General features: G+C 64.3%; 23 protein-coding genes and 1 tRNA gene. 6 read left to right on the forward strand and 18 right to left on the reverse strand.

The features are described from left to right. Nucleotides 1–589 precede the first annotated feature (589 nt). Nucleotides 590–1,975, reverse strand: a complete 1,386-nt coding sequence (fumC, locus tag NMQ16_RS15065) for a class II fumarate hydratase (protein WP_257081676.1) — start codon at nucleotides 1,973–1,975, stop codon at nucleotides 590–592. Between the two features lie 201 nt (nucleotides 1,976–2,176). On the opposite strand from fumC, the gene NMQ16_RS15070 reads away from it, so the two are divergent. Continuing rightward, nucleotides 2,177–2,821: a glutathione S-transferase family protein gene (locus NMQ16_RS15070; protein WP_257081677.1), complete on the forward strand. Its 645-nt coding sequence runs from the start codon at nucleotides 2,177–2,179 to the stop codon at nucleotides 2,819–2,821. 49 nt (nucleotides 2,822–2,870) lie between these two features. Here NMQ16_RS15070 and NMQ16_RS15075 read toward each other — a convergent pair whose 3' ends face one another. The 10 genes from NMQ16_RS15075 to acs form a co-directional block, all read right to left on the reverse strand. Next, nucleotides 2,871–3,761, reverse strand: a complete 891-nt coding sequence (locus tag NMQ16_RS15075; RefSeq protein WP_257081678.1) for an alpha/beta fold hydrolase — start codon at nucleotides 3,759–3,761, stop codon at nucleotides 2,871–2,873. Between the two features lie 139 nt (nucleotides 3,762–3,900). Next, nucleotides 3,901–4,035: a hypothetical protein gene (locus NMQ16_RS15080; RefSeq protein ID WP_257081679.1), complete on the reverse strand. Its 135-nt coding sequence runs from the start codon at nucleotides 4,033–4,035 to the stop codon at nucleotides 3,901–3,903. Between the two features lie 64 nt (nucleotides 4,036–4,099). Then, entirely contained in the window at nucleotides 4,100–5,842 is a 1,743-nt protein-coding gene (locus NMQ16_RS15085) for a response regulator (protein ID WP_257081681.1), read from the reverse strand. Between the two features lie 6 nt (nucleotides 5,843–5,848). Then, the gene (locus tag NMQ16_RS15090; protein ID WP_257081683.1) at nucleotides 5,849–6,139 is read right to left on the reverse strand and encodes a circadian clock KaiB family protein; all 291 of its coding nucleotides are present in this window, start codon (nucleotides 6,137–6,139) and stop codon (nucleotides 5,849–5,851) included. Between the two features lie 93 nt (nucleotides 6,140–6,232). Continuing rightward, the gene (locus NMQ16_RS15095) at nucleotides 6,233–6,517 is read right to left on the reverse strand and encodes a circadian clock KaiB family protein (RefSeq protein WP_257081684.1); all 285 of its coding nucleotides are present in this window, start codon (nucleotides 6,515–6,517) and stop codon (nucleotides 6,233–6,235) included. Continuing rightward, nucleotides 6,514–8,328: a circadian clock protein KaiC gene (gene kaiC / locus NMQ16_RS15100; protein ID WP_373566801.1), complete on the reverse strand. Its 1,815-nt coding sequence runs from the start codon at nucleotides 8,326–8,328 to the stop codon at nucleotides 6,514–6,516. The genes NMQ16_RS15095 and kaiC overlap by 4 nt, the downstream gene beginning before the upstream one ends. Before the next feature lie 700 nt (nucleotides 8,329–9,028). After that, a tRNA-Ser gene (locus NMQ16_RS15105) sits at nucleotides 9,029–9,118 on the reverse strand. Between the two features lie 42 nt (nucleotides 9,119–9,160). Beyond that, entirely contained in the window at nucleotides 9,161–11,230 is a 2,070-nt protein-coding gene (locus tag NMQ16_RS15110; RefSeq protein WP_257081686.1) for a sodium:solute symporter family protein, read from the reverse strand. A 2-nt stretch (nucleotides 11,231–11,232) separates the two neighbouring features. Further along, nucleotides 11,233–11,547, reverse strand: a complete 315-nt coding sequence (locus tag NMQ16_RS15115) for a DUF4212 domain-containing protein (RefSeq protein WP_373566802.1) — start codon at nucleotides 11,545–11,547, stop codon at nucleotides 11,233–11,235. A gap of 142 nt (nucleotides 11,548–11,689) precedes the next feature. Next, a complete protein-coding gene (acs, locus tag NMQ16_RS15120; protein WP_257081687.1) occupies nucleotides 11,690–13,660 on the reverse strand; it encodes an acetate--CoA ligase in 1,971 nt (656 codons plus the stop codon). A gap of 217 nt (nucleotides 13,661–13,877) precedes the next feature. Between acs and NMQ16_RS15125 the strand changes: the two genes are divergently transcribed. The 5 genes from NMQ16_RS15125 to NMQ16_RS15145 all read left to right on the forward strand — a co-directional run bounded on the left by NMQ16_RS15125 (nucleotide 13,878) and on the right by NMQ16_RS15145 (nucleotide 18,967). Continuing rightward, the gene (locus tag NMQ16_RS15125; RefSeq protein ID WP_257081689.1) at nucleotides 13,878–14,402 is read left to right on the forward strand and encodes a TIGR00645 family protein; all 525 of its coding nucleotides are present in this window, start codon (nucleotides 13,878–13,880) and stop codon (nucleotides 14,400–14,402) included. 48 nt (nucleotides 14,403–14,450) lie between these two features. Further along, on the forward strand, nucleotides 14,451–15,986 hold the full coding sequence (locus NMQ16_RS15130) for a fumarate hydratase (protein ID WP_257081691.1): 1,536 nt from the start codon (nucleotides 14,451–14,453) through the stop codon (nucleotides 15,984–15,986). A gap of 184 nt (nucleotides 15,987–16,170) precedes the next feature. Continuing rightward, a complete protein-coding gene (locus NMQ16_RS15135) occupies nucleotides 16,171–17,364 on the forward strand; it encodes a cation:proton antiporter (RefSeq protein WP_257081692.1) in 1,194 nt (397 codons plus the stop codon). Continuing rightward, the gene (locus NMQ16_RS15140; RefSeq protein WP_257081693.1) at nucleotides 17,364–18,482 is read left to right on the forward strand and encodes a YbdK family carboxylate-amine ligase; all 1,119 of its coding nucleotides are present in this window, start codon (nucleotides 17,364–17,366) and stop codon (nucleotides 18,480–18,482) included. The genes NMQ16_RS15135 and NMQ16_RS15140 overlap by 1 nt, the downstream gene beginning before the upstream one ends. Beyond that, complete coding sequence (locus tag NMQ16_RS15145) at nucleotides 18,479–18,967, forward strand: DUF456 domain-containing protein (RefSeq protein ID WP_257081694.1); 489 nt, start codon at nucleotides 18,479–18,481, stop codon at nucleotides 18,965–18,967. Before NMQ16_RS15140 ends, NMQ16_RS15145 begins: the two co-directional genes overlap by 4 nt. A 27-nt stretch (nucleotides 18,968–18,994) precedes the next feature. On the opposite strand, the gene NMQ16_RS15150 is transcribed toward NMQ16_RS15145, so the two are convergent. From NMQ16_RS15150 to NMQ16_RS15180, 7 genes are all read right to left on the reverse strand, one after another. Beyond that, nucleotides 18,995–19,753, reverse strand: coding sequence for a general secretion pathway protein (locus NMQ16_RS15150; RefSeq protein WP_257081695.1), 759 nt, complete (start codon nucleotides 19,751–19,753; stop codon nucleotides 18,995–18,997). A 4-nt stretch (nucleotides 19,754–19,757) separates the two neighbouring features. Beyond that, a complete protein-coding gene (locus tag NMQ16_RS15155; RefSeq protein ID WP_257081697.1) occupies nucleotides 19,758–20,144 on the reverse strand; it encodes a type II secretion system protein in 387 nt (128 codons plus the stop codon). Next, the gene (locus tag NMQ16_RS15160) at nucleotides 20,145–20,630 is read right to left on the reverse strand and encodes a type II secretion system protein (protein ID WP_257081698.1); all 486 of its coding nucleotides are present in this window, start codon (nucleotides 20,628–20,630) and stop codon (nucleotides 20,145–20,147) included. Between the two features lie 58 nt (nucleotides 20,631–20,688). Further along, complete coding sequence (locus tag NMQ16_RS15165) at nucleotides 20,689–20,931, reverse strand: hypothetical protein (protein ID WP_069037433.1); 243 nt, start codon at nucleotides 20,929–20,931, stop codon at nucleotides 20,689–20,691. A gap of 124 nt (nucleotides 20,932–21,055) precedes the next feature. Continuing rightward, nucleotides 21,056–22,072, reverse strand: a complete 1,017-nt coding sequence (gene galE, locus NMQ16_RS15170) for a UDP-glucose 4-epimerase GalE (protein ID WP_257081699.1) — start codon at nucleotides 22,070–22,072, stop codon at nucleotides 21,056–21,058. Between the two features lie 84 nt (nucleotides 22,073–22,156). Then, on the reverse strand, nucleotides 22,157–22,636 hold the full coding sequence (locus NMQ16_RS15175; protein WP_069037435.1) for a peptidylprolyl isomerase: 480 nt from the start codon (nucleotides 22,634–22,636) through the stop codon (nucleotides 22,157–22,159). Continuing rightward, entirely contained in the window at nucleotides 22,602–23,117 is a 516-nt protein-coding gene (locus tag NMQ16_RS15180) for a peroxiredoxin (RefSeq protein ID WP_257081807.1), read from the reverse strand. The genes NMQ16_RS15175 and NMQ16_RS15180 overlap by 35 nt, the downstream gene beginning before the upstream one ends. Nucleotides 23,118–23,344: the final 227 nt, after the last annotated feature.

Raw genomic sequence — 23,344 nt, forward strand, 5'->3', positions numbered from 1 at the left:
CGTCAATGCCCCCGTGTTGTCAAAGCCCGGCCAAAGCGCTACACCGTCCGCGTTCTGAAAAAAGACCTTAACTGAACGGTATTAGGGCGGAGCGGGGGTTTCGGCGAGCACTGCTCGCCGCCCGCGAAGCCGGCTGGCCATGCAGGGCCAGCCGTGGATCGCCGCTCCCACAAGGGCGGCGTCCCGAGAGACCACAGCGAGCCCTCAAGCGCAGCGACTGTGGGAGCGACGGCCCCGTCGCGATCGGTGCGGTGACCATCGCAGTGCGAAGTGCGCATCGCGGCGAGGGCGGAGCGGGGGTTTCGGCGAGCACTGCTCGCCGCCCGCGAAGCCGGCTGGCCATGCAGGGCCAGCCGTGGATCGCCGCTCCCACAAGGGCGGCGTCCCGAGAGACCACAGCGAGCCCTCAAGCGCAGCGACTGGGGGAGCGACGGCCCCCTCGCGATCGGTGCGGTGACCATCGCAGTGCGAGGTGCGCATCGCGGCGAGGGCGGAGCGGGGGTTTCGGCGAGCACTGCTCGCCGCCCGCGAAGCCGGCTGGCCATGCAGGGCCAGCCGTGGATCGCCGCTCCCACAAGGGCGACACCGCTCAAACCATGCGTTCGGGCCTGACCCAGTCATCGAACTGTTCGGCGCTGACCGCGCCGAGCGCCAGCGCCGCTTCGCGCAGGCTCAGTCCGTTCGCGTGGGCGTGGTGTGCGACCGCGGCGGCGCGGTCGTAGCCGATGTGCGGGCTGAGCGCGGTCACCAGCATCAGCGAGCGCGACAGCAGGTCGGCGATGCGTGCGCGGTCCGGCTCGATGCCGCGGGCGCAGTGGGCATCGAAGCTCGCCATGGCATCGGCCAGCAGACGAACGCTCTGCATGAAGTTATTAGAAATCAATGGTTTGAATACATTAAGCTCGAAACTACCTGAAGCTGCGCCAATGCCAAGGGCCACGTCATTGCCCATGACCTGGCAGCACACCATGGTGAGCGCCTCGCACTGCGTGGGATTGACCTTGCCCGGCATGATGGAACTGCCCGGCTCGTTCTCGGGAAGCACCAGTTCGCCCAATCCGCAGCGCGGGCCGGAGGCCAGCCAACGGACGTCATTGGCAATCTTCATCAACGCACCGGCCAGGGTTTTCAGCGCACCATGCGCGGTCATCAGCGCTTCATGTCCGGCCAGCGCGGCATAGGGATTCGCTGCGCGACGAAACGACAGGCCGGTGTCGCACGCAAGGCGGGCGGCCACCCGCCGGCCGAATTCCGGATGGGTGTTGAGACCGGTGCCGACCGCGGTGCCACCGACCGCCAGCTCGAGCAGGCCGTCGAGGCTGGCCTGCACGCCCTGCTCCGCCAGCGCGAGCTGCGCCACCCAGCCCGACATTTCCTGCCCGAGCGTCAGCGGCGTGGCGTCCTGCAGATGGGTGCGGCCGATCTTCACGATGTCGGCGAACGCCGATGACTTGCCGTCCAGCGTGGCGCGCAGCGCCGCCAGCGCCGGCAACAGCGTATGCGTCACGGCCAGCGCAGCGGCGACATGCATCGCGGTGGGAAAGATGTCGTTCGACGACTGACCCAGATTGACGTGGTCGTTCGGATGAACGCGACGCGCCTCACCCCGGCCGCCCCCCATGCGCTCCGACGCCAGATTGGCCAGCACCTCGTTCATGTTCATGTGGGTTTGCGTACCGGAGCCGGTCTGCCACACCGACAGCGGAAAGGCATCGGCATGCGCGCCGGCCAGGATTTCGTCGGCCGCGCCGGCGATGGCCTCGGCGCGTTCGGCGTCGAGCAGGCCCAGTTCGCCATTGACCTGCGCTGCGCTGCGCTTTACCCGGGCCAGCGCGTGCAGCAGCGCGTCGGGCATGCGCTCGGTGGAAATGTGGAAGTGCGCCAGCGAACGCTGTGTCTGCGCCCCCCACAGCGCGCCGGCCGGTACCTCGATGTCGCCGAACGCGTCGCGTTCGGTCCGTGTGTCGGATGTCATGGCAGGTCCTCCAAGAGCGATGGCGGATCGCAAACCGATCCGGCCGACCGCTCAGCCTAGTCCCTCGCGGCGCAATGTGCCGGAACAGGCCGGTCGAACGCTTGTCATCTATGCTGGAAGTGCGGGGATGCGGCGGCGATCTGATGCACATGCGCGCCGCGTCCGACGCTGACAACGATGGATCAGAAGAGGAGAAGAACCATGCTTATCGTTCATCACCTGAACAACTCGCGTTCGCACCGTATCGTGTGGCTGTGCGAGGAACTGGGCATCGACTACGAACTGGTCAAGCACCTGCGCGACCCGGACAGCCAGCGCTCGCCGGATTCGCTGAAGGCGGTGCATCCGCTGGGCAAGGCGCCGGTGATCCAGCACAACGGGCAGAAGATCGTCGAGTCCGAAGCGGTCATCGAATACATCTGCAATGTGTGCGCCGACGGCCGGCTCAGCGTGAAGCCGACGTCGCCCGAGTACGGGCCGTACCAACAGTGGCTGGCGTTTGCCGAAGGCACGCTGTTCCCGGGCCTGCTGGTCGACCTGGTCGATGCGTGGACCGGTCGCGGCAACCCCGACCTGATGGGTTTCTTCGACGTGGAAACCGCGAAGAACCACCAGTTCGCCGAAGACGCGCTGACCGGACGGGATTACCTGCTCGAATCCGGATTTTCAGCGGCTGACATCAATCTGGGATGGGCCCTCGAATTCAGTGAGTGCCGCGGCTGGCTGTGCGACTACCCGGCACTGCAGGCCTACGTCGAACGTCTGCGCGCCCGCCCCGCCTACCGGAAGGCGATTTCGAACGGCGGCCCGCAGGATCTGTCGGTGTTTTCCGCCGGCGCGCGCTGACCCGAAGCACACCTGCCGGGCGGTGTCCGGGGGTGTGTCCGGGGGGGCGTCATTTCGCCGCGGCGGGCGACTGCAGGAAGGCGTCGAAGGCGGTGCAGAACGCATCCGGCACCTCGAAGTACGGCATGGCGCCGGTCTGGAACACGGTAACCGTCCAGTTGCCGCCGCCGGTCACCATGTCCATGCCGGTGTAGTTGGTGAAGTCGCCGCGCACCCCATGGCTGACCCACACCGGGTGCGGGATGGCTTCATACACGGTGTGGATGTCGGCGCTGAACAGGCCGCCGGACAGGAAGTAAAGGGGCGCAAAGCGCGCACCGGGCTGGCGCGTGGTCAGCACGTCGTACGCCCACATGGTCTCGTCGATGTTCTTGCCGCCCCAGGTGCGCTCCAGAAAGTAGCGGATCACGCCCGGTCGCGTCAGCTGGCGGAACAGCCAGTCGGCCCACAGCGGAGCACTCAATGTGGCGTACATCCCGGGAACCGCCCGCGTGCTGCACGGCTCGCCGCGCCGCGGCGTGCGGCCATTCAGGCCGGTCGGGCTGACCAGCGCCACCGTGCGCCAGTCGTCCGGACGCTCGGCCGCCGCCCGTGCGAGGTACTCGCAACCGAGTGACACGGCGAGTCCATCCACCTTTGCCCCGCCGCTCAAGGCACGGATGTGCCGCGCCGCCGTGTGCAGCGCGTCGGTCATCAGCCGCGGCGAATACACCCGGTCTTCGCGCGGGCTGAAGCCATAGCCCGGCAGATCGATGGCATAGACAGTGTGGGTCGCGGCGTAACGCTCGTAAGGCGGTCGCATTTCTGCCGCCGACGCGGCCGCGTTGATGCTGTGGACGAGCAGCATCGGCGGGCCGTCACCGGCGCGGTAGCAGTTCAGTCCGTCGAAAGACAGTCGCTCACCCGGCAGGGCAGGCGGCAGGACAGGCAGGGCGTCCAATGGAATCCTTGTCGGGTCGGCAGGTGGCCGAACAGTAACAGGATGACGCGTCACCCGATCAAGGTATCGACCGCGGACATGCAAGGACAGCGTACCAGTGGCTGGATCAGATCAGCTTGAAGTCATGTCGCGCGCAGCTTCACGCGGGCCCGGCAAGGTTGCCTCGCCAGAAGATCAGCAAGTGGCTGCCCGGAAAATCGTCGCGCGCCTTACCCATCAGTTGCTTGCCGGCCAGGACGATCTCGCACAGAACGCTTCTTGCATCGGTGGTCATGTAGCCGACGGGCGTGACATTTCAGCGCCTGCCAGTTGAGCGAGCTTGCCGGTTCGATGCCCGGTCAAGGCCGATCTCGGCCAAGCCGCTTGCCAGGAGGATAGAAGATGTTCTGCACTGCATCGCGCAGTTCTTCCAGGTCCTGGGGCTTGGAAATAAGTTCGCGCACCCCGGCTGCTGCGGCTTGTGTGCGCAATTCCTCGGTGACGTACCCCGAGATGAGGATCACCGGCAAATCCGGCAGGGCATCGCGAATCGCCTTCGCGATCTCAAGGCCCGATGTACCTGGCATGTTGTAATCGGTCACCACCAGGTCGGCGCAAACCTTGCCGGAAAGCACTGCGTCAAGCGCCTCCCGCTGTTCGATGTAGGCGCTGACGCGATAGCCCCAGCGTTCGATCATCCGCTTGCTTGCATACAGCTGCGCCTGATCGTCGTCGATGTAGAGGATCAGCCGGCCACGGCCTTCGGCAGCCTGCCCCGCTCTTTCGATCGGGTCTGGCGCAGCAGCCATGTCGTTCGTGCCCGGAAGATACACCTCGAACTTGCTGCCTTTGCCCGGCTCGCTGTGCACAACGATCGCCCCTGCGTGAGCCTGCACGATGCCATGCACCACGCACAGGCCCAATCCTGTGCCTTTGCCTGATGGCCTTGTCGTGAAAAACGGTTCGAAGATGCGACGTTGCGTCGCTGCGTCCATCCCGTGTCCAGTGTCGTTGACGACGATCCGGGTGTAACGGCCCGGCCGCTGGGCAGGATCGGGGCGCGCCGAGGTTTCGTCGAACGTCACGCCATCAACGCGAATCTCGATGGTTCCGGGCCGGCCCTCCATCGCTTGCGCAGCGTTGACACCCAGGTTCAGCAGCACCTGTGTCAATTGAGTCAAATCGCCAAGTACGAAAGGCGTATCGGCGGCGCAGTGGCACTCGACCCGAATTCCTCCGAGCAACCCTGCACGCAGCAAGCGAACGCTCTCCGTGACGATAGAAGGAATCGAGACCACTTGGTGCGACGTCACCTGTCGTCGGCTGAAAGTCAGAATTTGTTGCACCAGATCTCTGGCGCGGTGACTGGCCTTTTCGATTTCAGTCAGGCTCACGAGTGCCTGAGAGTTGTATGAGGCGTCCTGCCGCGCCAATTCGGCATTGATCAATATGGTGCCCAGGATGTTGTTGAAGTCGTGGGCGACACCGCCCGCCAGGGTCCCGATCGCCTCCAGTTTCTGCGATTCGCGCAATTGCGCCTCGAGACGCTGATGCTCCTGCTCCGCCTTCTTGCGCCCGGTGATGTCGCGGATCACGGCCAGCAGGCCGGAAAAGGTTTCATCTTCCGCGCGCAACTGGCTCACCGAAGACTCGACATCGATTGCTTCGCCGCTGCGCTTCACGTGGACGTTCTCGCCGCACCAGAAGCCGGTCTCCCGCAGAGCAGTCATCGCGGCTGCTTCGTCTTCCGGACGCAGCCAGCGATACTGATAGATTTCGGAAAGTCGGCGCCCAAGTGCGTTGGGGGCAGAGACACCATACTGACGTTCGGCCGCGGCGTTGAGAAATGTCACGCGCTGGTCGTTGTCGATGGTGACGACCGCATCGCTGACTTGCGCGAGGATTTCGCCGCGAAAGCGGCTTGACTCGGCATCCAGGCCTTCAAGGCGGAAGATTTTCGGGCCTGCAGCGGTTTCAACGACGAGCGCATCCACCACCCCGCTTCGGATGGCCTGCAGCGTGTCCTCCACCTCCTCCAGTCGGGCGAGCAGATCGGTATTTTGCGCGAGGAGCGTCGCGGCGCTGGCAGATTTGGCGCGCACGGCGGGTCAGTGACCTTCGTCGGTAGTGGCCCGATCGCCGGCCTTGCGCAGATCGAGCCCCAGCAGGATGTTTTCCGTGTGCGACATGTCGCCGATGAAGCGCCGCAGCGGCAGCGGCAGCTTTTTGACCAGGGTTGGGGCGGCGATGATCTGCTCGCCTTCGGCCAGTTCCGGGTGCTGAGAGATATCCACGACTTCCAGGTCGTAGCGCCCTTGCAGATGCGCCTCGCAAATCCTGCGAACGTTCACGATCGCGCGCTCGGAGTTGCGGGTCGAGCCGGTGACGTAAAGCCGCATGACGTAGCGCGCGCTGTCAAGCTTCGCAGCAGCGGCTTCAATGCCAAGCAGCGTGCGCAGGGTCGAAGGTTGCTTTCTCATGAGCAGTCCGCGCTATATCTGCCGCACATCGAGACCAACGAGCACACGCTCTTCGTTGGACAAATCGCCGATGATCTTCGTGATCGGCTTGGGCAAGCGGCGCACGAGCGTGGGCACGGCGAGGATCTGATCGCCCGCTGCGAGCTTGGGGTTCTTGATGAGGTCGATGATCTCGATCCGGTACTGCCCGGCAAGGTGCATCTCGCAGATACGCTGCAGATTGGCACAGGCAGCAATCGACTTTGCGGTCTGACCGGCGACATACAGCCGTAGCTCGAAGGCGACGGTCTTGCTCATCGCTTTCCTTTCTTCAGGCCGCTGCCTGTCTTGTCGGCGCCGCGCAGGTGTGCCATGACGTCGGTGCTTTGCTGCGCCGTTCTTTGATACAGCGTCTCGCGCGCGAGGCTGAAGACAACCTCGGCGGATTCGACTTCCGCCTCGCAGCGCAGTGCGGCGATCTGTGCTTCGATTGCCTTTTGCCTGCTCGCAAGCCGACTCAGCTTGCGTTGATGATCCTCTTCGCGCAGTGCGGCGGCGGCGCGCTCCAACTCTTCCTGCGCAACGCGCGCCGTCCCTGTCAGCACATGCTCGGCACCAAGGTAGACATCCACCAGCTCAATACCCTTGTCACTGAGCACGAACTCGCGGACCTGATTCGAATGTGCCATGCCGCGCGACTTCAGCACGTAGATCGTGCGGTTGCGTTCGCCATTGAATTCGACGTTGCGCAGCAGCAGCCACGTGTCCATGAGCGAAGAGACCCCGAGCTGCGAATTCTCCGTCGTCTCTCCCCCCCCTGAAGTGAGGTTCGTGAAAAGCGTGGTGATCTGCTGCTGCTTGAGGAAGTCAATGAGGCGCATCAAGGTGGGCTTCACTGCCGACGTGTCGCGGTCAAGCGAGAGATTGCCGATCGGGTCGACCACCACAATGCTCGGGTGAAAGCTCCTCACGGCGTCGTGCATCATCACCAGGTGCTGCTCCAGCCCCTGCAGCGTCGGGCGTGACGAGTGGATCTGAAGCAAGCCCTTTTTGACCCAAGGTCCGAGGTCGATGCCGATGGACCCCATGTTGCGGATGATCTGGGCGCTTGATTCCTCGTAGGCGAACAGCAGCACCCGCTCACCGCGGCAGCATGCGGCGTCGGCGAACCTGGCGCCGACACTGCTCTTGCCAGTGCCCGAAGAACCCGAGACCAGGACGCTGCTGCCGCGAAAGACGCCCTGGCCACCGAGCATCTCGTCCAGCCGGGCAATACCCGTGGGGATGCGCTTCGTCGAAACCTCATGGTCGAGCCGCAACGAGGTGATCGGCAGCACCGAAAGGCCACGTTCGCCGATGAGGAAGGGATACTCGTTCGTTCCGTGCGCCGAGCCGCGATACTTCAACACGCGCAGCCGCCGGGTGGATATCTGCTCGTGAATGCGCTGGTCGAGGATGATCACGCAATCGGCGACGTATTCCTCCAGCCCGTAGCGTGTGAGCGATTGGTCGCCGCGCTCGCCGGTAATGACGGCCGTCAAGCCGTGATCCTTCAGCCAGCGGAAAAGGCGTCGCAACTCCGCGCGGAGAATGGCGTGATTGGGCAGGCCGGAAAACAGGGCCTCGACGGTATCGAGGACCACGCGTTTCGCGCCAATTGACTTGACGGCGTGACCCAGCCGGATGAACAGGCCCTCAAGATCGTACTCGCCTGTCTCTTCGATCTCGCTGCGCTCGATATGGACGTGATCGAGGATGAGCTTCTTCTGCGCCGCGAGTTTCTCCAGATCAAAACCGAGCGAGCGGACATTGGCCGTCAGCTCGGCCACGTTCTCTTCGAACATCATGAACACACCGGGCTCGCCATATTGCGTCGCGCCGCGCACGAGGAATTCCATGGCAAGCATGGTTTTTCCGGAGCCTGCGCTGCCACAGACGAGGGTTGGCCGTCCCGCAGGCAGTCCGCCGCCCGTTATTTCGTCAAGGCCAACAATTCCGGTGGGGCACTTGGGCAAGTTCCCGCCCGTGGACAGCGTGTTGTTCTTCAATGTCGTTGGCTTCGTGGTCAAACCGGTTTGAACCTCTGAGGTCTGCAGAGCGCTGTGATGGAGTCTGCACACCCTGCACACAGAGCACCTGAGTGGCTCCGGACATCAGCCGCGAGGTCGCTCCGCCCGGTTTGAAGCGGGTTTGACCGCGCAGGAAATGAGCCGCAAACCGCGCCTGACGCTCGAACCGACGCTTTGGCGGACGCAATCGCTGCATTGTGGGTAGCGCAGCGTTGGTCGCTCTGTGCGTTACCGTACATAGCGGTGGCCCGGAGCCCTTCAGGTGGTTTTCGGGTTCGCCCCTGCCGCTACACGCTTCAACCCCGAAGGCCGGTACAGGGCAACCAGGGCCGGAGTGCCCACAGAACCGGCACCTCCCCTCGAGCCAGTCGCCATGCGCAGGCCGCTGCATGGTGAATCGCTCCGGGCATGAACTGAGCCTGGAAGATGGACGGTTGCCATCTCGCCGACCAGGCGGTGTTTCTCAGCCGGTATCCCGGCCGGCTGAGGCCGTTCAGTCTGAGTGTGATGCACAAGAGTGACGCCTCAGGTCCTCACCCGTCCGCTTTGCGAGTTGCCGACGGTGCCAGCACTGATTGCGGAAGCTGAATCTGACCTGACATCGGATCCACGCCATTTGCGACTTGTCGAACTTGTTGAGCGAAGCTGGATATCGATCCAAATCGCCGATGTCCGGATACAGAAAAGCCCCGGACCACATGGTCGACCGGGGCTTTCAGGGAGTACGACGAGGCGTGCTGGAACGCTCGCGACTCATTTTTGGCGGAGAGGGCGGGATTCGAACCCGCGTTAGGTTTTCACCTAAACACGCTTTCCAGGCGTGCGACTTAAACCACTCATCCACCTCTCCGCGAAGCGCGCGACTATAGCAGAAAGCGCCCCGGCGCGGCCGTCAGGGCCCCGGATTGCGCGCAGGGAGCGGGTCGATGCGGTCGTGCGGCAGGCGCGGGTAGCGCAGGTGTTCGATCAACTCCTGCGTGGCGGTGTCGGGCGCCGGGGTCAGCAGGCTGACGATGACCAGCACGGCGAAGCCGAACGGGATGCCGAAGAAGCCGCAGGAGATCGGTTCGATGCCCAGCCAGGCATTGGCGATGCTGCCGCCGAAGAACGGATGGGTCAGCGATGCGTAGTAGAGGCACATGGCGAGGCCGGCCACCATGCCGCTGACGGCGCCGGCCTTGTTGGCACGCTTCCAGAACACGCCGCACACCAGCGCCGGAAAGAAGGCGGACGAGGCGATAGAGAACGCCAGACCGACCATGAACAGGATGTTGTCCGGCTTCAGCGATGCGGTGTAGGCGGCGACCAGTGCGACCACCAGCAGCAGCGCCTTGGAAATGACCAGACGGCGCTGGGTCGACGCGTTCGGGTCGATCACCTTGTAATAGACGTCGTGCGACATGGCGTTGGCGATGGTCAGCAGCAGGCCGTCGGCGGTGGACAGCGCAGCGGCCAGACCGCCGGCTGCGACCAGACCGGAAATCACATAGGGCAGACCGGCGATTTCCGGCGTGGCGAGCACGATCACGTCGGTGTTCAAGGTCAGTTCGGCCAGCTGCAGGATGCCGTCACCGTTGATGTCCTCGATCTTCACCAGCCCGACCTTGCCCCACGAGGCGACCCAGCCGGGCAAGGTCGAAATCGTCGAACCCACCAGGTTGGTATAGATCTCGAATTTGGCGAACACGGCGTAGGCCGGCGCGGTGACGTACAGCAGGAAGATGAAGAACAGCGACCAGAAAACCGATTCGCGCGCTTCCTTGACGCTGGGCGTCGTGTAGTAGCGCATCAGGATGTGCGGCAGCGAGGCGGTGCCTATCATCAGGCAGATCACCAGCGCGATGAAATTGAGGCGCTTGCGGCTCGATTCGGCCTCGTCGCGACCGGCATGGGCGGCGGTGTGCGGCAGCGGCGGCGCAGACTTCGCGGCAGCGGCAGCGCGCGCTTCGGTCCAGCGCTTGCGCGCTTCTGCCTCGTCCCTGGGCATGTACTTCAGCGCCTTTTCGGCCGACGAAATGTCCTTTGCCGAGGCATTCTCCTGCTTCAGTTCGTCGAGGCGGACGGTCAGCGCAGCTCGTTCGGCTTCGAGCGAAGCCGGCAAACCCTTGATCTTTTCGTCGAAGGCTTCGGCACGCGCCTTGTACATCGCGTTCACCTCGACCTCGCGCGGCGACGAAAATAGCGTCTGCTCGGTCGTCGTGAGCTTCTGCAGCACGCCGCCGTACACCGCCTGCGGCACCGGCACGCCGGTCACCTTGGTGGACAGGATGACCACCGGCAGCAGATAGGCCACGATGAGGATGATGTACTGCGCCACCTGGGTCCAGGTCACGGCGCGCATGCCGCCGAGGAAGGAGCACACCAGGATGCCGGCCAGGCCGACGAATACGCCGACTTCGAATTCCAGCCCCACGAAGCGGCTGGTGATCAGGCCGACGCCATAGATCTGCGCCACCACATAGGTGAACGACGCGAGGATGGTGGCGAACACGCCGATCATGCGTGCCGCGTTGCCGCCGTAGCGCGCGCCGAGGAAGTCCGGGATGGTGAATTCGCCGAACTTTCGCAGATAGGGTGCGAGCAGCAGTGCCACCAGACAGTAGCCGCCGGTCCAGCCCATGACGAAGGCCAGACCCTGATAACCGCCGAAGTACAGCGTGCCGGCCAGCCCGATGAAGGACGCGGCCGACATCCAGTCCGCACCGGTCGCCATGCCGTTGAACATGGCCGGCACGCGCCGGCCGGCGACGTAGTACTCCGACACGTCGGCGGTGCGGCTCATGACGCCGATGCCGGCATACAGCGCGATGGTGGCGAACATGAACACGTAGCCGATCCAGCGCGACGACATGCCCATGCCTTCGGCCAGCGACAGCAGCACGACGAACAGCGCGAAGCCGCCGGCGTACCAGGCGTACATCTTCTTGAGCTGGCGGTAGAACGCCGACTGCCGCTGCGGCATGGTCAGACGTCCTCGTTCACGCCGTACTCGCGGTCAAAGCGGTTCATCACCCGCGCGTAGTAGCCGATGATCAGAACGTAGACGATAAGCGAACCCTGGGCGCCCATGTAGAAGGCGAGCGGCCAGCCGAGGAAGGACCATTCGTTGAGTTCGCGGGCGAAAAACACCGGCACGAAGGTGACGGTGAACCAGATGACGAGCAGCACCAGCGTGACGCGAAGATTCCTGCGCCAGTACTCGCGATGGCGTTCGGACAACTGCATCAGCGTGTGCTCGGCAGCATGTTCGGTGAAATCAGGCCGCGGTAATCGGGACAACGGGCTTCAGGGTGTTGCTGCAGACGCAGTCGCTCGATGCCTGCCCGTGTTGTTGTCGGGGTGATGCACGCCCGGCCGCTCCTCGCTCGCCGGGCGCCCAGCCACCGGGGGCAGGCGCAGATGCGCCGCCCCCGGCTTTCGATCAGAGGGCTTGCGCCAACTGTTCGAGGATGGCCGGATTTTCCAGCGTCGAGGTGTCCTGCGTGATCTGCTCGCCCTTGGCGATCGAGCGCAGCAGGCGGCGCATGATCTTGCCCGAGCGGGTCTTCGGCAGGTTGTCACCGAAACGCAGATCCTTCGGCTTGGCGATCGGGCCGATCTCCTTGCCCACCCAGTTGCGCAGCTCGGTGGCGATCTGCTTCGCCTCATCGCCGGTCGGACGCGAACGCTTCAGCACGACGAAGGCGCAGATGGCCTCGCCGGTCAGATCGTCCGGACGACCCACCACTGCGGCTTCGGCCACCAGCGGGTGAGACACCAGCGCGGATTCGATCTCCATCGTGCCCATGCGGTGACCCGATACGTTCAGCACGTCGTCGATGCGGCCGGTGATCGTGAAGTAGCCGGTCTTGGCGTCGCGGATCGCGCCGTCGCCCGCCAGGTAGTAACGCCCCTGGAAGTCGGCCGGGTAGTAGCTCTTCACGAAGCGGTCCGGGTCGCCGTAGATCGTGCGGATCATCGACGGCCACGGCTTCTTGACCACCAGAATGCCGCCCTGCCCCCACGGTACATCGTTGCCGGTCTCATCGACGATGGCGGCCTGGATGCCCGGGAAGGGCAGCGTGCACGAACCGGGGATCATGGGCGTGGCGCCCGGCATCGGCGTGATCATGTGGCCGCCGGTTTCGGTCTGCCAGAAGGTATCGACGATGGGGCAGCGGCTGCCACCGACGTTCTCGTAGTACCACTCCCAGGCGGCCGGATTGATCGGCTCGCCGACCGAGCCCAGGATGCGCAGGCTGGAAAGGTCGAAGCTCTTCGGATGCACGGCCGCGTTCGCGTCGGCAGACTTGATCAACGAGCGGATGGCGGTCGGTGCGGTGTAGAACACGCTCACCTTGTGGTCCTGGATCATCTTCCAGAAGCGGCCGGCGTCCGGATAGGTCGGCACGCCTTCGAACACGATTTCGGTCGCGCCGCAGGCCAGCGGGCCGTAGGTGATGTAGGTGTGGCCGGTCACCCAGCCGATGTCGGCGGTGCACCAGAAGACATCGGACGGCTTGATGTCGAAGGTCCACTTCATCGTAAGGATGGCGTGCAGCAGATAGCCGCCCGACGAATGCTGCACGCCCTTTGGCTTGCCGGTCGAACCGGAGGTGTAGAGCAGGAACAGCGGGTGTTCGGCATCGACCCACTCCGGAGCGCAGGTGGCGGCCTGGCCTTCGGTGATTTCGTGCAGCCACTCGTCGCGGCCGGCGACCATGTTGCAGGTGCCGCCGGTGCGCTTGTATACGATGACGGTCGAGCAGGCTTCGCAGCCGCCCATGCCGAACGCCTCGTCGACGATGGGCTTGAGCGGAATGTTCTTGCCGCCGCGGCACTGTTCGTCAGCGGTGATCAGCATGACCGCGCCGGCGTCGCTGATGCGGTCGCGCAGCGACTGTGCCGAAAAGCCGCCGAACACCACCGAGTGGGTGGCGCCGATGCGGGCGCAGGCCTGCATGGCCACGATGCCTTCGATCGACATCGGCATGTAGATGACGACCCGGTCACCCTTCTTCACGCCCTTGGCGCGCAGCGCATTGGCCAGCCGACACACGCGCTCCAGCAGGTCGCTGTAGGTGACCCGGGTGACGGCGCCGCCGTCGGCTTCGAAAATGATGGCTGTCTTGTCGCCCAGACCGGCTTCGACGTTGCGGTCGAGACAGTTGTAGGACACGTTCAGCTTGCCGTCTTCGAACCACTTGAAGAACGGACGGTTGTCTTCGTTCAGCGTACGGGTAAACGGCGTCTGCCAGCTCACGTGTTCGCGCGCCAGGCGCGCCCAGTAGCCTTCGTAGTCGCGCTCGGCTTCGGCACACAGCGCGCGATAGGCGTCCATGCCGGACACGGCGGCACCGTCGACCAGCGCCTGCGGGGGGTGATACACGTGAACTTCGGATGCTTCTGACATACGACCTCCTCCATCGAATCAAAATCTGCACGCTTGCGGGCTCACGCAGCAATGCAAGCACGGCCTTGTGGGCCGAAGTCAGGCGCATGGGTGCGCTCGAATTCCGTTTATTACAGCCCGGAGGGCTTACAACGCCCTTACTGAAGTGTCACCCGCCGGAACCGTCAGGTGCGGATGGTAATATCGCGCTCGATCTTTTGCCCGACTTGCGTCAAATATGCTCAATCTAGGACGTGTACTGAAAAGCATGATCTTCGCCAGCCGCTGGTTGCAGGCGCCGCTCTACTTCGGTCTGATCGTGGCCCAGGCCGTATACGTTTACCTGTTCATGGTCGAGCTGTCGCACCTGATCCACAAGATCGGGTCGCTCAGCGAAAACGACATCATGCTCATCGTGCTGGGCCTGATCGACGTGGTGATGATCGCCAACCTGCTGATCATGGTGATCGTCGGCGGCTACGAAACCTTCGTGTCACGGCTCAATCTCGAAGACCACCCGGACCAGCCGGAATGGCTGTCGCACGTGAACGCCGGCGTGCTCAAGGTGAAGCTGGCCACTGCGCTGATCGGCATTTCGGCCATCCACCTGCTGAAAACCTTCATCAACGCCGAGCAGCTGACCGACCGCGTCGTGCTGTGGCAGGTGGTGATCCACATGGTGTTCGTCGTGTCGGCACTCGCCATGGCCTACACCGACAAGCTGATGACGCAAACGCTGCTGCTGAACAGGCAGCATCACTGAGCGTCGTGACTGGCCGCTATCCGCGGCCGCTTCAAGAGGACCTTTCCCATGAGCCAGCCCATCCGTCAGGACGACTTCATCCAGTCGATCGCCGACGCTTTCCAGTTCATTTCCTGTTATCACCCGCTGGACTACATCCAGGCGCTGGGCGCGGCTTACGAGCGGGAACAGTCGCCGGCGGCGAAGGATGCGATCGCGCAGATCCTGACCAATTCGCGCATGTGCGCCGAAGGTCGCCGGCCGATCTGCCAGGACACGGGAATCGCTGTGGTCTTCCTGAAGGTGGGCATGAACGTGCGCTGGGACGCCACGATGAATGTGACCGACATGGTCAACGAAGGCGTACGTCGCGCCTACCTGCACCCGGACAACACGCTGCGCGCCTCGGTGCTGCTCGACCCGGCGGGCGCGCGTAAGAATTCGAAGGACAACACGCCTGCGGTCATCCATTACGAAATCGTGCCGGGTGACCACGTCGAGGTGATCTGCGCCGCCAAGGGCGGCGGCTCGGAAAACAAGTCCAAGATGGTCATGCTGAACCCGTCCGATTCCATCGTGGACTGGGTACTGAAGACGGTGCCGACCATGGGCGCCGGCTGGTGCCCGCCGGGCATGCTGGGCATCGGCATCGGCGGCACGCCGGAAAAGGCCATGCTGCTGGCCAAGGAATCGCTGATGGAGCCAATCAACATCCAGTTCCTGGCGGAGAAGGCGGCGCGCGGCGAAAAGCTCACGCGCGTCGAAGAACTGCGGCTGGAACTGATGGAGAAGGTGAACGCGCTGGGCATCGGCGCCCAGGGGCTGGGCGGCCTGGCCACCGTGCTCGACGTGAAGATTCTCGACTACCCGACGCACGCTGCGTCGCTGCCGGTGGCGATGATCCCGAACTGTGCAGCCACCCGCCACGTGCATTTCCATCTCGATGGCTCCGGTCCGGCCGTGCTCGAAGCGCCGCGCCTGGAAGACTGGCCGGACGTGACCTGGCAGCCGGACACGAAGAATTCGAAGCGGGTCGACCTGAACACGCTGACACCGGCGGAGGTTGCGTCGTGGAAGCCGGGCCAGACCCTGCTGCTGAACGGCAAGATGCTGACCGGCCGCGATGCCGCGCACAAACGCATCTCCGACATGCTGGCGAAGGGCGAAAAGCTGCCGGTCGATTTCTCCAACCGCGTCATCTACTACGTCGGCCCGGTCGATCCGGTGCGCGACGAGGTGGTCGGCCCGGCCGGCCCGACGACGGCGACGCGCATGGACAAGTTCACCGAAATGATGCTTGCGCAGACGGGTCTCATCGCGATGGTCGGCAAGGCCGAGCGCGGCCCGGTCGCGATCGAGGCCATCCGCAAGCACAAGAGCGCCTACCTGATGGCGGTGGGCGGCGCCGCCTATCTGGTGTCGAAGGCGATCAAGGGTGCGCGCGTGCTCGGTTTCGCGGACATGGGCATGGAAGCGATCTACGAGTTCGATGTGGTCGACATGCCGGTCACCGTGGCGGTGGATGCCGGCGGCACCTCGGTGCACGACACCGGACCGAAGGAATGGCAGACCCGCATCGGCAAGATCCCGGTCGCCACCGTGTGATACGGTTGCGCGTCCCGCAAAGGATGTAACAGAGCCTGTAACCGCGGACCGGTGCTTGCCGGTACTGCTCATACCAGAGGCCGCGTGCAGAGCGGCCCGACTCCCCCGAACACTCCGCCGCCGCACCTTGAAGGGTGCGGCTCCTTGCATGTGCGCGCATCACGCGCAATCAGGAGGGCGCGCCATGGTTTTTGAAGCCGGACGCATTTTCGAGCTGGTCGGCTGGCCGGCGGTTCTGCTGACCGCGTGGCTGGCGGGCGAACTGGCGCATCGCGGCCTGGGTGTGCCTCGGGTGTGCGCCTACTCGCTGGCCGGCATCGTCAGCAGCGCGCTGAACACCGTTCAGGCCGATGCGGAAACCACGGCCGCCCTGTCCTTCCTGGCCAATTTCGCGCTCGGCCTGTTCCTGTTCGAGCTGGGTCACCGCATCAACCTGCGCTGGCTGGTCAATAACCCCTGGCTGCTGGTCAGCGGTATCGCTGAATCGCTGCTGACCTTCTTCGTGGTGCGCGGCATCGCACTCGCCATGGGTCAGCCGGACGATATCGCCATGGTGCTGGGCGCGCTGTCGGTCGCGACGTCGCCCGCCGCGCTGGTGCGGGTGGTGAATGACCTGCGCTGTTCCGGTCAGGTAACCGAACGGGCGCTGCACCTGTGCGCGATCAACTGCCTGATTTCGGTGCTGCTGATGAAAGGCGCCATCGGCTACTGGCAACTTCTGGAATCGGGCAGCCTGGTCAATGCGCTTTGGAACAGTGCGGCCATCCTCGCGGTATCGGTCGGCTGCGGCATCCTGATCGGCATTCCGCTGCCCTGGCTGCTGCGCCGGCTGCGCGCCGACGAACGTGGCGTGACGACGGTGTTCGCGCTGGCGGTCATGCTGGTGACGTTGCTGACACAGGGCGTCAATGTATCGCCGCTGCTCGCCGCATTGACGTTGGGCATCCTGATCCGCCGCCGCAAGCTGCTGCTGACGCCGGCGCAGCGCAATTTCGGGGTGCTGGGCGATCTGCTGACGGTGTTCCTGTTCGTATTCGTCGCAGGGATGGCAACCTGGCCCACCACCGCGACTGCGCTGGCGCTGGCGGTGCTGATGTCCGCCGGGCGCATCGCCGCCAAGGTGGCGGCGACCGCTGCGTTCGCCCACGTCAGCGGCACCAGCACGCGCAAGGGTTCGCTGACCGGCTTCGCGCTGGCGCCGCTGTCGACCTTCGCGCTGCTGCTGCTCGAATACAGTCGCAGTGCCGGCTTCGGCCTTGCCGAAGGCGCACTGTCGGCGATCGCCGGCATGGTCATCGTGATGGAGTTCGTCGGCCCGCTGTTTGCCCAGTGGGCGCTGATGCTGGCTGGCGAAGCGCAGCATGAGGAGCGCGCCTGATGTCACTCGAAACCTTCCACGCTTCGTCGGCGCTCAGCATGGGCGTCGAACTGGAGCTGCAGCTGGTCGGCGAACACGATCGCGACCTCGCCTCGGCGGCCACCGACCTGCTTGAACTGGCGCAACGCACCCGCTTTCCCGGTGACATCAAGCCGGAAATGACCGACTGCATGATCGAGGTGGCAACCGACATCCAGGACCGTCACGCGAGCCTGCTGAAGCAGCTCGAAGCGATGCGCGACATGCTGCTTGCCGCATCGGCCCGGCTGAATGTGTCGCTGTGCGGCGGCGGCACGCACCCCTTCCAGCACTGGACCGAGCGGCGCATCTTCTCGACGCCGCGCTTCCAGCACCTGTCGGGGCTGTACGGCTATCTGGCCAAGCAGTTCACCGTATTCGGCCAGCATGTACATATCGGCATGCCCGATGCCGACAGCGCGCTGCGCGTGCTGCACGCATTGAATCGCTATGTGCCGCACTTCATCGCACTGTCGGCGTCGTCACCGTTCTCGCAGGGCAGCGACACGCTGTTCGATTCGGCCCGACTCAATTCCGTGTTCGCCTTTCCGCTCAGCGGCCGCGCCCCCTTCGTGCTCGACTGGGGGCGCTTCGAGCGCGATTACTTCTCGAAGATGGAAGACACCGGCATCGTGCGCAGCATGAAGGATTTCTACTGGGACATCCGTCCGAAGCCGGAATACGGCACGATCGAGCTGCGCGTGTGCGACACGCCGCTGACCGTGGAGCGCGCCGCCGCGATTGCGGTCTATCTGCAGGCGCTGTGCTTCAGCATCCTGGCCGGCGACGAACCCGATCCACTGGAGGACGACTACCTCGTGTACACCTACAACCGCTTCCAGGCCTGCCGCTTCGGACTGGATGGCCTGATGGTGCATCCGCGCAGCCACGCCGCGCTGCCGTTGCGGGACGACATTGCGCTCACGCTGGAACGCCTTGCCCCGGCAGCCGACGCCCTGGGCAGCCGCGCCGCGCTGGAATCCCTGCACCGCATGGTGAGGGGCGGCGGCAACGATGCCACCCGCCTGCGCGCAGTCCATGCCCGATCGCGCAACCTGCTGGCCGTGGTCGACGACGCTGTCGCGGCTTTCGCGCAATGAGCGCGGCCGATCTGCTGTTGTGGCTGATCGCCGGCCTGCTGGTGCTGGTCGGGCTGGCCGGCGTCGTGCTGCCCGCCCTGCCCGGCATTCCGCTGGTATTCGGTGGCCTGCTGATGGTGGCCTGGCTGGACGATTTCCAGCGCATCGGCGGCGTGACACTCGCTGTGCTCGGCGCCCTCGCCGTACTGGCCTGGCTGATCGACTTCGCGGCCAGCGTGATCGGCGCCCAGCGGGTCGGCGCCAGTCCGCTGGCACTCGTCGGGGCAGCCATCGGCACCGTGGTCGGGCTGTTCGGCGGATTGATCGGACTGCTGTTTGCGCCGCTGGCAGGCGCTGCGATCGGCGAATTCATCGCCCGCCGCGATGCGCTTCAGGCAGCGCGTGTCGGGCTGGCCACCTGGCTGGGCATGTTGCTGGCCGCAGTCGCCAAGGTGGCCATCGCCTTCATGATGCTGGGCATCGCGCTGGCCGCCTGGCTGTTCTGACGACTGATGTCGGCGTATGCGGACAGATCACCGCATCCCGGCGCCAGCAGGCGCGCTGCTTCCGCTGGTATAGATTTCCTGCAGCGATCGGCCGGGCGTTGCCGAAGGGCTGGCCGGGTCGGTCGGCGATCCGCCGGTGGGTGAGCCTTCGTCAGACGATCCCCCAAAGGGCCCGCTGGCTCCGGATCCGCCTGTCGCCACATTCGCTGCCGTGCCGCCGCTGGGCATCGGCACGAACAGCCAGTCGGCATGGCGACGCTCACCGGGCTTGCCGCGCGCAAGCGGCGCGGCGTTGAGTGCGGTGGAGGGCGCAGCGGCACCCGGAGCAGGCGCCGCATTTTTCAGCGAGCTGGCGACCTTGTCGCCGGTGGCATCGACCCAGGCCGGCAGCAGCGTGATGCGGGCCGGTTGTTCCGACTTGCTGTAGACCGCGCGGATCTGCCCGCCGCTGATGACCAGGCCCCAGTCCTGACTGCGCGTCATCGGATCGAAATAGAGCTTGCGCAGATGGCGCAGCGGCGTCGGCTGGCGTTTGTCTTCCAGCAGATCCTGCAGGGTGGCCGGGTAGCGCTTGGGTTCGGCCGGCGACGCGTCGAAGTAGCGCTGCAGCGCACGCGAAAACTCGCCGCCGATGAACAGCAGTTCGCGCTCGCGTTCGGTCTGCGCCAGCGTGCTCCACATCAGCGCGCTGCCGGCGCTGGCGATACCGAGGGCGGCGACGGCGAACAGCAGCAGCAGGTAGGAAAAGCCCCGCTGCTGCGTCAACCGGCGCAGGCGCCCACTCATCGGCTCACAGCTCGGAAAAGGCCGTGCCGTCGCGCGACGTGCCTTCGGCCCCGCTCTTCAGATCGGCCACGCCGCTGTCGGTCGCGGTGTCACGCGGCGGCACGACGATCCAGGTGTCGGCGCTGTCGGTCACCGGGTCGAACGGCAACTTGCGCAGATACTGGCGTTCGACCAGTTCCTGCAGGCTTTGCGGATATGCACCGCGATCCCCGCGGAACTTGTCGATCGCATCGCGCGTGACCGCAAGCGTCTGCTTCAGCGTGGCTTCGCGCGAGCGGTCGAGATGTTCGAAGTAGCGCGGCGCGGCCAGCGTCAGCAACACCGCGATGATGGCCATGACGACCAGCAGTTCGATCAGCGTGAAACCGCGTGAAAACAGGGGCTTGCGCATTCACCAGTTCCGGTAGGCAATGCCGTTCAGGCCGGTGCGGCCGGACAGCGAGAACACGTCGAACACGTCGGCACCCGGCGTCGGCTCGTCCGGCGGGCTGGCATAGCTGCGCAGCCCCCAGGTCTGTTCCGGCGGCGTGCTCTTGTCGGTGTGAAAGGGGTCACGCGGGATGCGGCGCAGGAAATAGATCTTGACGTCGTTCGGCTGCTTGACGTCCTTCACGCCACTGACCAGCACATCGAGGCTGGGCGGGTAGCCGCTGGCACCGACCTTCTTTTCGATGCGGCCTTCGTCCCAGGCCTTGCGGTAGTCGTCGAGCGCGGTACGGATCTGCCGCAGCGCGGTCCGCAGTTCGGATTCATCGGCACGCACGCGTGCCAGTTCCACCATCGGCATGGCCATGGTGGCGAGCACGCCGATGATGGCGATCACCACCATCAGCTCGATCAATGTGAAACCGCGGGAGAGACGTGAACAGCGAAGCATGAGCCGAGGTTAACACAGCCCCATCACGATGCCGTGACAGGTCCCGCGCAGGCAGGGTTCAGCTCAGATGGCTTCGCCAGGGCTGGACGCCTTCGTGTTCGAGCATCCAGACGTAGCGCTGGGAACGCCACTCGCGCAGCGCATTGAGGGCGATGTCGAAGTCGCCATACGAAAGCCGGTACAGCTGCTGCAGGTCGAAAGGTGCGTCGTGTTCGAGTGCGTCGAGCAACTGGCGGAAGATTTCCGCACTGGATTCGTTGGCTGTGGCGTGGGCTTTTTCGAACACGGCTTGCAAGTGCATGAAGGCTCTCCCGGGTCGATTGGGTGAAGATGTCAAAACGGTTACAGCGTGATCTAACACGAAATTTCTGTCGCCATCTATCGCGCCGGAACCCCGTTCTTGACCCGATTCCGACAAAGCCTTGTCAGGCGTAGCCCTCCGGGTTGTTGCGCTGCCACTTCCAAGCATCGGCGCACATCTGCGCCAGATCCCGCGCTGCAACCCAGCCCAGAAGCCGGTTTGCAAGGCCGGGTTCGGCATAGCACTGGGCGATGTCGCCCGGCCTGCGCTCGACGATGTCGTACGGGACCGGCCGACCGCTGGCAACTTCGAAGGCACGCACCACGTCGAGCACGCTGTAACCGCGTCCGGTACCCAGATTCACCGTCAGCAGGCCGGTCTGCTTCCGAAGATAGTCAATGGCCCGCACATGGCCTTGCGCCAGATCAAGCACGTGGATGTAGTCGCGCACACCGGTGCCGTCGGGCGTCGGCCAGTCGCCGCCGAACACGCGCAACCGCGCCAGCTTGCCGACAGCCACCTGACTCACGTAAGGCATCAGGTTGTTGGGCAGGCCGTTCGGGTCTTCGCCGATCAGGCCGGATTCATGCGCGCCGACCGGATTGAAATAGCGCAGCAGTGCGATGCTCCACGACGGATCGGCCACGCCGAGATCGCGCAGCACGTGTTCGACCATCCACTTGGAACATCCGTAGGGGTTCGTCGGACCGGTCGGAAAGTCCTCACGGATCGGCACCGACGCCGGATCTCCATAGACGGTGGCCGAGGACGAAAAGGCCAGCGTCTTCACACCCGCTTCGGCCATCACCTCGCACAACGCCACGGTGCCGCTGACATTGTTGTCGTAGTACTCGAGCGGTTTGGCAACCGACTCGCCGACCGCCTTCAAACCGGCGAAATGGATGACCGCGTCGATGGCGTGTGCCGAGAACACCGCTCGCAGCGCGCCGCGATCACGGACATCGGCCTGCACGAACGCCTCGACCGGGCGACCGGCGATCTGTCCGACGCGCCGCAGCGACTCGTACTTGCTGTTGCACAGGTTGTCGACCACGACCACATCGTGGCCGGCCGACATGAGTTCGATGCAGGTGTGCGAGCCGATGTAGCCCGCACCCCCGGTGACCAGCACGCGCGACATGGATGCTCCCGGAAAGGAAAAACTGGAACCGTATGACGGAGTCGGCGACGACGGGCCGCGCAACAGACGGCCGTCGGGGAAGTATCAGTGCTGGTGACCGTGCTCGCCATGCACGTGACCGTGCGTCAGCTCTTCGGCAGATGCCTTCCGGATTTCGGCCACAGTGCAGGAAAACACCAGTGCGGTGCCGGCCAGCGGGTGATTGCCATCGATCACGATGCGGTCATCGGTAATGTCGGTGACGGTGTACAGACCTTCTTCCTCGCCATCCGGACTGACGCGCTCGAACTGCATGCCGACTTCGATGTTTTCCGGGAAATTCGAGCGCGACTCGATTTCCACCAGTTCTTCGTCGTATTCGCCGAACGCATCTTCCGGCTGCAGCTTGACGACCACTTCATAGCCGACTGCCTGACCTTCGAGTGCTTCCTCGATCGGCTGGAAGATGCCGCCATAACCGCCGTGCAGGTAGGCGAGCGGCGCAGCACCCGAGTCGACCAGATTTCCGTCTGGATCGGTCACGCTGTATTTAAGAGTGACGACCGAGTCCTTGGTGATGAGCATTCCTGATTCCTTTCGTATGAAGTGCGCGCACGCATTCGAGGATTTCTCCTGCGTGCCCGCGCGGATTCACGCCGTATTGCGCGTAACGTATGACACCTTTCCGGTCGATGATGAAGGTCGAGCGGGTCATGCAGAAACGTGACCTGCCTTCGACCTCCCGTTCGCGCCACGCACCATAGCGCCGGCTGACCTCGGCGTCGACATCGGACAGCAGCCGGAACGCCAGTCCGTGTCTGTCGCGAAATTCTGCATGAGTGAACAACTCATCGCGACTGATCCCCACGACGATGCAGCCGCAGCGCCGGAAATGTTCTTCGAGATCGCTGAATTCGATCGCCTGAGCGGTGCATCCCGGCGTATCGTCCTTGATATAGAAGTAGAGCACTGTCAGATGCCGCGCCATCTGTTCACGCAGATCGAACAGTTCGAAATCGGCGTCCGGCAGCTCGAACAGCGGAGCAGGTTGTCCTGCATTCAGCATGCACACCTCCCAGCCGCGCACGGCGCGCATAACGGCTCCCGGATGATGCGGCGGATTCTACCAGCGCTATCCGGCGACAAGTCATGAAGGCGCTGTAAGAAAAGCTGACGCTGCTGTGCACAAAAAAGGGCATGAAGCACAGATCAAGCACAGGTCCACACGCTGGCCGACTCAGGGAAAAGAAATAAAACCCCTTTTATTTCATTAACTTGGAAAACAATCCCGAA

Origin of the sequence: Methyloversatilis sp. XJ19-49, from assembly GCF_024580145.1 — a bacterium.
Lineage (GTDB): Bacteria > Pseudomonadota > Gammaproteobacteria > Burkholderiales > Rhodocyclaceae > Methyloversatilis.

What these genes read in the sequence shown, in the direction of transcription:
- fumC (WP_257081676.1), bottom strand. Translation starts at nt 1,975, where the DNA reads ATGACATCCGACACACGGACCGAACGCGACGCGTTCGGCGACATCGAG.
- NMQ16_RS15070 (WP_257081677.1), top strand. Translation starts at nt 2,177, where the DNA reads ATGCTTATCGTTCATCACCTGAACAACTCGCGTTCGCACCGTATCGTG.
- NMQ16_RS15080 (WP_257081679.1), bottom strand. Translation starts at nt 4,035, where the DNA reads ATGACCACCGATGCAAGAAGCGTTCTGTGCGAGATCGTCCTGGCCGGC.
- NMQ16_RS15090 (WP_257081683.1), bottom strand. Translation starts at nt 6,139, where the DNA reads ATGCGGCTTTACGTCACCGGCTCGACCCGCAACTCCGAGCGCGCGATC.
- NMQ16_RS15095 (WP_257081684.1), bottom strand. Translation starts at nt 6,517, where the DNA reads ATGAGCAAGACCGTCGCCTTCGAGCTACGGCTGTATGTCGCCGGTCAG.
- NMQ16_RS15110 (WP_257081686.1), bottom strand. Translation starts at nt 11,230, where the DNA reads ATGCCGCAGCGGCAGTCGGCGTTCTACCGCCAGCTCAAGAAGATGTAC.
- acs (WP_257081687.1), bottom strand. Translation starts at nt 13,660, where the DNA reads ATGTCAGAAGCATCCGAAGTTCACGTGTATCACCCCCCGCAGGCGCTG.
- NMQ16_RS15125 (WP_257081689.1), top strand. Translation starts at nt 13,878, where the DNA reads ATGCTCAATCTAGGACGTGTACTGAAAAGCATGATCTTCGCCAGCCGC.
- NMQ16_RS15130 (WP_257081691.1), top strand. Translation starts at nt 14,451, where the DNA reads ATGAGCCAGCCCATCCGTCAGGACGACTTCATCCAGTCGATCGCCGAC.
- NMQ16_RS15135 (WP_257081692.1), top strand. Translation starts at nt 16,171, where the DNA reads ATGGTTTTTGAAGCCGGACGCATTTTCGAGCTGGTCGGCTGGCCGGCG.
- NMQ16_RS15140 (WP_257081693.1), top strand. Translation starts at nt 17,364, where the DNA reads ATGTCACTCGAAACCTTCCACGCTTCGTCGGCGCTCAGCATGGGCGTC.
- NMQ16_RS15145 (WP_257081694.1), top strand. Translation starts at nt 18,479, where the DNA reads ATGAGCGCGGCCGATCTGCTGTTGTGGCTGATCGCCGGCCTGCTGGTG.
- NMQ16_RS15150 (WP_257081695.1), bottom strand. Translation starts at nt 19,753, where the DNA reads ATGAGTGGGCGCCTGCGCCGGTTGACGCAGCAGCGGGGCTTTTCCTAC.
- NMQ16_RS15155 (WP_257081697.1), bottom strand. Translation starts at nt 20,144, where the DNA reads ATGCGCAAGCCCCTGTTTTCACGCGGTTTCACGCTGATCGAACTGCTG.
- NMQ16_RS15160 (WP_257081698.1), bottom strand. Translation starts at nt 20,630, where the DNA reads ATGCTTCGCTGTTCACGTCTCTCCCGCGGTTTCACATTGATCGAGCTG.
- NMQ16_RS15165 (WP_069037433.1), bottom strand. Translation starts at nt 20,931, where the DNA reads ATGCACTTGCAAGCCGTGTTCGAAAAAGCCCACGCCACAGCCAACGAA.
- galE (WP_257081699.1), bottom strand. Translation starts at nt 22,072, where the DNA reads ATGTCGCGCGTGCTGGTCACCGGGGGTGCGGGCTACATCGGCTCGCAC.
- NMQ16_RS15175 (WP_069037435.1), bottom strand. Translation starts at nt 22,636, where the DNA reads ATGCTCATCACCAAGGACTCGGTCGTCACTCTTAAATACAGCGTGACC.
- NMQ16_RS15180 (WP_257081807.1), bottom strand. Translation starts at nt 23,117, where the DNA reads ATGCTGAATGCAGGACAACCTGCTCCGCTGTTCGAGCTGCCGGACGCC.